The following is an 8,506-nucleotide window of genomic DNA, read 5'->3' on the forward strand; positions in this document are numbered from 1 at the left end:
TAGACAAACTTGTCTCGAATAGATAGGAGAAGACTATGGCAATTTCACTAACAGCATGTATTTTGCTATTGAAAGAACATCACCTGCTCAAAAGTAGTGCGGTCCAAAGTGACGTGAATGTTGAAATGACGGGCATTTCCTATGATTCGCGCAAAGTGGAAGGGCCGACCCTGTTCTTCTGTAAGGGTGATAAATTCCGTCCTATCTACCTATCAATGGCGAAGGATAGCGGTGCTACTACTTACGTTGCGGAAAAACCCTACGTTGAGGGTAACGGTCTGAACGCCCTGATTGTGGTAAATATCACGAAGCCATGGCCATCCTTAGTGCGGCGTTCTACGACTTCCCGCAGGACGATCTAGAAGTGATTGCCTATACGGGCACCAAGGGCAAGACCACCGCGGCCTACTTTACCCGTGGCATCTTGGAGGCGGCACACCCGCATCACGTTGCGCTGTTCTCCACCATTGACCGGATTGTCGGACCGAACCCAGACCAGCGGTTTAAGTCCGATTTGTCCACGCCGGAGAGTATGGACCTGTTTCACGATATGCGTGAGGCAGTTAACAACGGCATGACGCACCTGGTTATGGAGGTTTCCAGCCAGGCGTACCTGCGCAACCGTGTGTTTGGTTTGACCTACGATATCGGGTTCTTCCTGAACATTACGCCCAACCATATCGGCCCGAGTGAGCACCCCAACTTTGCTAACTACCTGCACAACAAGGTGCAACTGCTAGTTAACTCACGGCGCGTGGTCATTAACGCGGAAACTGATCACTTCGATGCGGTTTACGCGGCCGCCCGGACCACGACCTACGCGGACAGTATTTACCTGTTTGCCAGCACCGACTTCCAGCCGCAGGATCCCGACCTACCCATTGATTTCCGCTACGAACAGGTGGAAGCCGACCTGGAAATCAGCAAATTTAGGTTGGTGCCGGTGACTGATAAAGCCGTGGAGCTCAATATTGGCGGTCAGTACCAGCTGGGCCTGGTGGGTGACTTCAACGTTAGCAACGCAACCGCGGCCATCATTGGCGCGGGGCTGACCGGTATTGACGCAACCAAAGCCGCGGCGGGAATCGCCAACGTGGCGGTACCTGGCCGGATGGAGTCCGTCACTGTACCGAACCACGGGCACGTCTTTGTTGATGACGCCCATAGTTATGCGAGCCTGCATACGCTGCTGGGGTACATGCACAGTGAGTACCAACCGGCGCGTTTACGGGTGGTATTGGGTGCGCCAGGCGGCAAAGGGGTCGACTTACGCGCTGACTTTGCCCGGGCGCTCAACGAACACGCCACCGACGTTTACCTGACTACGGATGACCCTGAATTTGAGGATCCGGCCGCAATTGTGGACCAGGTTGACGAGCAGATTGACCACGACCGCGTTGTGGTCCACAAAGTGCTCGATCGGCGTGCGGCCATCCACGCGGCCATCGCCGACAGTCAACCTAACGATATCGTGCTGATTACCGGCAAAGGTGAGGAGGCGTCACAGCGCGTGCGCGGCGTTGATGCGGAATGGCCTAGTGACATTGTGGTTACCAACCAGGAAGCAGCCAAGTTGGGTCAAAGTAACGCGTAATTGAATAGCATTGTTGATGTGGAGCCGTTACGTTAATGCGTAATGGCTCCTTTTCTATGTGCATAAGCTGACCTTACCCCGCGAAAGGATGCCGGGCTAGACCAATAAGAGACGTGTAAAACGTTTACATATCAAAATCTTAGAATCCGTGTCAGCTTAGCTAACCAAGATGATGGCAATTCAATATTGGCAACGGTATGGTGAGTCTAGTTAATAAAGAGTTTTTTTAATACACAATAATTGTGACGGATATTGCGGTATATACCAATGGCTAATGTTGCCGCTGGTACCAACCAATTTATTGAAAGCGTTTGACAACGGTATTGCTAGCGGTTACAATCTTACTGGTTGGTACCAATATTTGGAGGTGGTGTCGGTGACGCTAAGTGAACAACCGTTACATGAGCAGTTAGTACAGGCACTACAAAAACAGATTAGGACGCGCATGTCGCCCCATGAGCGGCTTCCTGGTGAACGCGAAATCGCCGATCAGTACCGGGTTAGCCGTAATACCGTACGCTCGGCGCTTTCCAAGCTGGAGATGATGGGGCTGGTTTACCGCCGACGCGGACGGGGCACGTTCGTGGCGAACGATACCAGCGAGTCGACCGACTTGGCGGGGATGTATAGTTTCACCGAGGAAATGACGGCTTTGGGTCGGCATCCGCGTTCGGAAATTGTTTACCTCCACGAGCAACCAGCTACCGAGTACTTAAGCGAGCACCTTGGCGTTGACGTGGGCACGCCGACGTACAAGATGAAACGGGTGCGGCTGGCTGATGGCGTGCCACTCATGGTGGAACGGACGTTCATGCCGGCTGACCGGTTCCCGCGGTTATCCGCCGCGGAAATCGAGCGCACCAGCCTCTACGCCACTTTGCGTGACCGCTACGGCTCGCCGGTAATTAATGCGTCTGAGTCCTTTTATGCCAGCTTGATGCCGGACAAAGACGCGGAGTTACTCGGGGTACCATTGGGTTCACCCAGCCTCAACATCAAACGGACATCAATTAGCCTCAATCGTGAGGTGATTGAGTACACGCTGAGCGTTGGGCGCGCCGATCAATTTGTTTACACCGTTCGTCACCACCCGGTGCGGACGCAAAATAATTAGTAATATTCGAGGAGGAGCAGCATGTTTGGCAAGTCAACAGAAGAATTAACCCAGTTAGGTGCACAGATTACCACTAAGGAAATCAAGCAGCAGCCAGATTTATGGCAGGAAGCCCTGGCTAACTACCAGCAACAGGCAGACCAGGTAGCCGCATTTCTGGACAAAGTGGTGACGGCTGCGAACGGCCAGTTGGTCCGCGTCATCTTCACGGGTGCGGGTACCAGTGCGTATACCGGTGATACGGTCACGCCATACCTCAATGCCCACGGCGACCGGGCGCATTTCCGTTTTGAGTCCATCGCCACCACGGATATCGTGTCCGCACCGTACGATTTCCTTGAAGCAGACACGCCCACCGTACTGGTTTCCTTTGCTCGTAGTGGTAACTCGCCTGAGTCAGTTCAGGCCGTGGCTCTAGCCGAGCAGATTGTGACCAACCTGCACCAGCTCACCATTACCTGTGCTCCCGACGGCAACCTTGCACAGCACGCTGAGGGCGAGGCTAAGAACTTGGTCCTCCTGCAGCCGGCCGGTTCGAACGATAAGGGCTTTGCCATGACTGGTAGCTTCTCCTGCATGGCCCTAACGGCTTTGCTGGTATTCGACCAGGCGGACGCAGCCACAAAGGCCGGCTACGTCGATACCATCACCAAGATGGGCCGGGAAGTGGTTGAACGCGAAGACTTCATCCAGAACCTGGTTGATGAGGATTTCGACCGGATTGCTTACCTTGGTTCCGGCAGTCTCGGGGGGCTAACGCGTGAGGCCCAGCTCAAAGTGTTGGAGCTGACGGCGGGTAAACTGGCCACCATCTTTGATACCTCGATGGGCTTCCGTCACGGACCAAAGTCGTTCGTTAACGACCACACCCTGGTGTTCGACTTCCTGAGCAACAATGCGTACACACGGCAGTACGATGTGGACGTCATGGAAGAAATTAAGGGTGACGAAATCGCCAAGCGGGTCGTTGCTATCGGTACGAGTCAGGACAACGACTTTTCCGGTGACAGCTTCATCTTTGCTAACGGCGACCCACAGCTGCCCGAAGCCTACCAGGCGCTGCCAGACGTCATGTTTGCGCAGACGCTAGCACTACTCAGCTCCGTTAAGATTGGCAACAAGCCCGACACGCCATCCCCAACAGGGACCGTTAACCGCGTGGTCAAGGGCGTGATCATTCACGATTACACCAAGTAGTAGGTAGATTCAGATCCGTTAAGGAGGTGAGGCCCCCAATGGCAACGTTGCTCGTAATGGCTACGACGAACTACACGCACCTACGCTAGTGCAGAATATTTTGTTAAGACCCTTGATGCGCCACAAGGTGCTGGTACGGGTTAGGTACAAATGTTTATGCCATTGTTCGTCCTGCACCAGAGTCGGTGCTGATTAGTAGTTGACTAGTATTCATTACGGTAACGTTGCCTAGGGCGTCAGATTGATTAACGGCAAAATGTGTGGTGACACCGGAACCGTCATCGCGCGCGGCAGCCAAACGCTTCAGACTGGTGCTTGTATCTGGGTAGTAGCAGTTAATTAAAGGCGTATGGCGGGGAGCATTGGTGGGTTCCGCAAAGTTGTTTGGCACGGTTTCAGCAGTAGAGGAGGAGGAACTTCATGGCAATTATTGCAACGCGGATTGATGGCCGTTTGGTACACGGCCAAGTCGCTAACCTATGGACGACCAAGTTACAGGCTACCCGCATCATGGTGGTTGATGATAAGGTCTCCCAGAGTCAGATTGAGAAGAGTGGTTTACGGATGGCTACCCCAGCGGGTGTGCGCCTGTCCGTCCTGGACGTCGACACGGCAGCAGATCACATCTTGAACCACAAGTATGATTCACAGCGAGTATTCATCGTGGCAAAGGGCCCCGCGCCATTGTTAGCTTTGATTAACAAAGGTGTGGGTATCGACAGCATCAACATTGGTAACATGTCCCAGACCGATGATACTAAACACATTACTAATCAATTAACGTTTTGGACAGTGACGTAGCTGATTTCAAGGAACTACAGTCCAAGGGCGTTAAGTTGACCGCACAGATGGTTCCAGGTGATGAGTCGCAAGACTTTATGAGCCTGCTCAAGAAAGGGTTAGGAGGAGAAGCATAATGGCAATAGCTTGGTGGCAGATTGCACTATTAACTTTATATGCGGGGTACCAAATCCTCGATGAATTGCAGATCTATTCCTCACTGAGTGCGCCCGTTTTTGCCGGTCTCTTTGCTGGTATTGTGATGGGTGACATGAAGGCCGGTTTGATTATCGGTGGTTCCATGCAGCTGACCGTGCTGGGTGTTGGTACCTTCGGTGGTGCGTCCAAGATTGACGCCAACTCCGGTACCATCCTGGCAACCGCGTTCTCGATTAGCACGGGGATGAAGCCAGAAGCAGCCGTTGCCGCGCTGGCCGTGCCCGTTGCCAGTCTGATGATTGAAACTGACATCTTGGCCCGGTTCACCAACACCTTCTTTGCCCACCGGATCGACAAGAAGGTCGACGAGATGGACTACAAAGGGATTGAGCGTTACTTCCTGGCCGGTGCCCTGCCATGGGCGCTGTCCCGTATGATTCCCGTTGGCTTGGCCCTCACGTTTGGTGGTGGCCTGGTTACCAAAGTTGTTGCCGTCCTGAACGGCAGTTGGAAGTGGCTGGGTGATGGTCTGACCGTTGCCGGTGCCATCCTGCCAGCCGTTGGGTTTGCTATCCTGCTCCGGTACCTGCCGGTTAAGAAGCACTTCCCATACCTGATTTTGGGCTTCATCATCACCACCCTGTTCACCGTTACCTTCACCGACATTCAGACGCTGGGTACTGGTCTGGCTACCGCAACCAAGGCGTTCACTACGTCCTTCAACGGTCTGTCCATGCTGGCAATTGCGCTGATTGGTTTCGCTCTGGCAGCTATCAGCTACAAGCAGAGTGCAGCCAACAATAATGGTGGTGGCAGTAGCGACGGTGGTACTAAGGCAGCCGTCAAGCAAGACAGTTCTGCAGACGAGGGGGAGATCACTGATGACGAACTCTAATTACAAATTAACTGACAAAGACTTCAAGCAAATCAACCGTCGTAGCCTCTTCGGCTTCCAGCTGGGTTGGAACTACGAACGGATGCAGGGCTCTGGGTACCTGTACACCATTCTGCCGCAGTTGCGGAAGATTTATGGTGATGACACACCAGAACTCAAGAAGATGATGAAGACCCACACCCAGTTCTTCAACACGTCCAACTTCTTCAACACCATCATTACTGGTATTGACCTGGCCGTCGAAGAAAAAGAGGGTATTAAGGGTGAAGAAACCGTTACCGGTCTGAAGACTGGTTTAATGGGCTCCTTCGCCGCCATCGGGGACTCAATTTTCGCCGCGTTGATTCCGGCCATCTTTGGTGCCATTGCGGCCAACATGGCCAGCAAGGGTAACCCGACCGGTATCCTCATCTGGGTGATTGCGCAGATGGCAGTCAACGTATTCCGTTGGAAGCAACTGCGGATTGCGTACCGTCAAGGTGTGTCCCTGGTTACCAACATGCAGAGCCAGTTGTCAGCTTTGACTGATGCTGCTACTCTGATGGGTGTGTTCATGGTTGGGGCCCTGGTGGCCACGATGATCAACGTCAAGATCGCTTGGGCACCAAAGATTGGGTCGGTGCCACTGGACCTGCAAAACAACCTGGACATGATCTTGCCCAAGCTGTTACCAGCCGTTATTGTTGGTGCCATCTACTGGCTGCTGGGTAAGAAACACATGACCTCAACGCGGGCAATCTTCATCGTGCTGATTGTGTCCGTTGTACTCTCCGCACTTGGTGTGATTGCCAAGGGCTAATGCACGACTTTGATTGAAGGATAGGAAAGGTGAATTTTCATGACCAAATTAATCTTGATTAGCCACGGCAGTTTCTGCGTGGAGTTAAAGAAGAGCGCGGAACTCATCATGGGTCCGCAAGACGACATTTTGGCGGTACCACTGTTGCCGAACGAGGGCCCAGAAGACTTCCAGAAGAAGTTTAACGATACGATTGCCGGTCTGGACGATTTTACCGTGCTGGCTGACCTGATGGGCGGTACTCCGGCCAACGTGGTCTCCCGCATGATTATGGAAGGCCAGAACATTGACCTGTACGCCGGGATGAACCTGCCCATGGTCATCAGCTTCATCAACGGGGCGATGATCGACATGGCGCCAAACTTGGTTGATGATGGCAAAGCCGGTGTGGTCCACATCAACGACGTAATTGCCGGCACTACCGGTAACTAATCAAGGCAGCCCCGGGTCGATGACTACGGGGTTTTGCTATGAGTCGGGGTTAACTAGGTTAATTGGTACCAACCAGTTGTGGTCTAGACCACAGCGTGATACACTGGATGGTGTAAAACGCTAGTAAGCGCTAGCAGTTGGCTGGTGTCGACAAAACGAGGATAGGAGAATTATTTCATGAGCTACTATATTCACGCTGCAAAATTCTTTTTGAAGAACACGACCGAAAACGGTGGTTACCTTGAGGTGACTGATGACGGTAAGTTTGGGGAATTCATTCCGACTGACACCCAGCACCAAAGGGCAAGGTTGTTGATTACGACGGCCAATGGATTGCTCCAGGTTTGGTCGACACCCACATTCATGGTTTGCTGGATCATGACGTAATGGACAACGACTGGGAAGGCCTGAACGAAATGTCCGAGGGTCTGCTGCGGACTGGGGTTACTTCCTGGTTGCCAACGACGCTGACGGCCAGCTTTGAACAGTTGAACGACGTCTGCAAGACCATCGGGGACCACGCCGGCTCCGAAACGGGCGCTAAGATTCAGGGTATCCACTTTGAAGGCCCATTCTTCACGACGGAACACAAAGGTGCGCAGAACCCGAAGTACTTCCGCGACCCATCCATTGATGAATTTAAGCAGTGGCAGGAAAGCGCCAAGGGCATGTTACAGAAGATTGCCTTGGCACCAGAACGCGATGGTGCGGTTAAGTTCACTGAATACGTTAGCAGCACGGGCAAAGTAGTTTCGCTGGGCCACTCCAGTGCCACCTTTGAACAGGCACGTGACTGTGTTGAGGCTGGGGCAACGTCCTTCACCCACACGTTCAACGGGATGAGTGGTTTGACGCACCGCGAACCGGGGATGGTTGGCGCCGCAATGTTCATGAACGTGGTCGACGATGAACTAATCTGTGACGGTCACCACATCCGTCCAGAAGTGGCGACCTCCTTGATTCGTGAGAAGACGCCAGAGCACGTTGCTTTGATTACGGACTGCATGCGTGCGGGCTTGATGCCAGACGGCGACTACGTTCTGGGTGAATTCCCCGTTACGGTCGGCGAGGGTACTGCCCGCCTGAAGAGTGACAACCACCTGGCTGGTTCGATTCTCCAGTTGAAGGACGCCATCAAGAACGTGGTTGACTGGAACGGCGCAACGCCTGAAGAAGCCGTTATGATGGCTTCGTACACGGCCGCTAAGTCCAGCCGCATCAACGACAAGTGTGGGAGCATTCTGCCAGGGCGCGACGCCGACTTCTTGGTGCTGAACCCAGACATGACGCTGTCCGAGACCTACCTGAACGGGGAATCCCGGTACCAGGCATAATCTCCTGTACCATTACTAAACCACTACGTAGCCGTAACTCTTCGGAGTTGCGGCTTTTGTGTGGTTGGGCGAATCCGACAATTTGTGGTCACGAACACGCGGGCGGGGTTTGGGGTTGCGGCTTACGTGTCCTACGCCGTGATTGCTACACCCGCACGCTCCGGCCGTTCCGGCCTCTCGCGATTCTTTGAGCCCGAAAAAT

Annotated in this window: 5 protein-coding genes and 3 pseudogenes; all 8 read left to right on the plus strand. The window is 53.4% G+C overall.

Going from position 1 to position 8,506, the window contains the following annotated elements:
- Positions 1 to 35 precede the first annotated feature (35 nt).
- The 8 genes and pseudogenes from JCM12539_RS09135 to nagA all read left to right on the plus strand — a co-directional run bounded on the left by JCM12539_RS09135 (position 36) and on the right by nagA (position 8,304).
- Positions 36 to 1,594: pseudogene (locus tag JCM12539_RS09135) on the plus strand (UDP-N-acetylmuramoyl-L-alanyl-D-glutamate--2,6-diaminopimelate ligase).
- A 376-nt stretch (positions 1,595 to 1,970) separates the two neighbouring features.
- Entirely contained in the window at positions 1,971 to 2,708 is a 738-nt protein-coding gene (locus JCM12539_RS09140) for a GntR family transcriptional regulator (RefSeq protein WP_162204108.1), read from the plus strand.
- A gap of 21 nt (positions 2,709 to 2,729) precedes the next feature.
- Entirely contained in the window at positions 2,730 to 3,905 is a 1,176-nt protein-coding gene (locus tag JCM12539_RS09145) for an AgaS family sugar isomerase (RefSeq protein ID WP_054650893.1), read from the plus strand.
- 420 nt (positions 3,906 to 4,325) lie between these two features.
- Positions 4,326 to 4,822: pseudogene (locus JCM12539_RS09150) on the plus strand (PTS sugar transporter subunit IIB).
- Positions 4,822 to 5,739 (plus strand): PTS mannose/fructose/sorbose/N-acetylgalactosamine transporter subunit IIC, encoded by a 918-nt coding sequence (locus tag JCM12539_RS09155; RefSeq protein WP_054650895.1) that lies wholly within the window; start codon positions 4,822 to 4,824, stop codon positions 5,737 to 5,739. The pseudogene JCM12539_RS09150 and the gene JCM12539_RS09155 overlap by 1 nt, the downstream one beginning before the upstream one ends.
- On the plus strand, positions 5,726 to 6,538 hold the full coding sequence (locus JCM12539_RS09160) for a PTS system mannose/fructose/sorbose family transporter subunit IID (protein ID WP_054650897.1): 813 nt from the start codon (positions 5,726 to 5,728) through the stop codon (positions 6,536 to 6,538). Before JCM12539_RS09155 ends, JCM12539_RS09160 begins: the two co-directional genes overlap by 14 nt.
- A gap of 39 nt (positions 6,539 to 6,577) precedes the next feature.
- On the plus strand, positions 6,578 to 6,970 hold the full coding sequence (locus JCM12539_RS09165) for a PTS sugar transporter subunit IIA (protein WP_054650899.1): 393 nt from the start codon (positions 6,578 to 6,580) through the stop codon (positions 6,968 to 6,970).
- Between the two features lie 177 nt (positions 6,971 to 7,147).
- Positions 7,148 to 8,304: pseudogene (nagA, locus tag JCM12539_RS09170) on the plus strand (N-acetylglucosamine-6-phosphate deacetylase).
- Positions 8,305 to 8,506 lie beyond the last annotated feature (202 nt).

Origin of the sequence: Lacticaseibacillus pantheris DSM 15945 = JCM 12539 = NBRC 106106 (assembly GCF_001311175.1) — a bacterium.
GTDB lineage: Bacteria > Bacillota > Bacilli > Lactobacillales > Lactobacillaceae > Lacticaseibacillus > Lacticaseibacillus pantheris.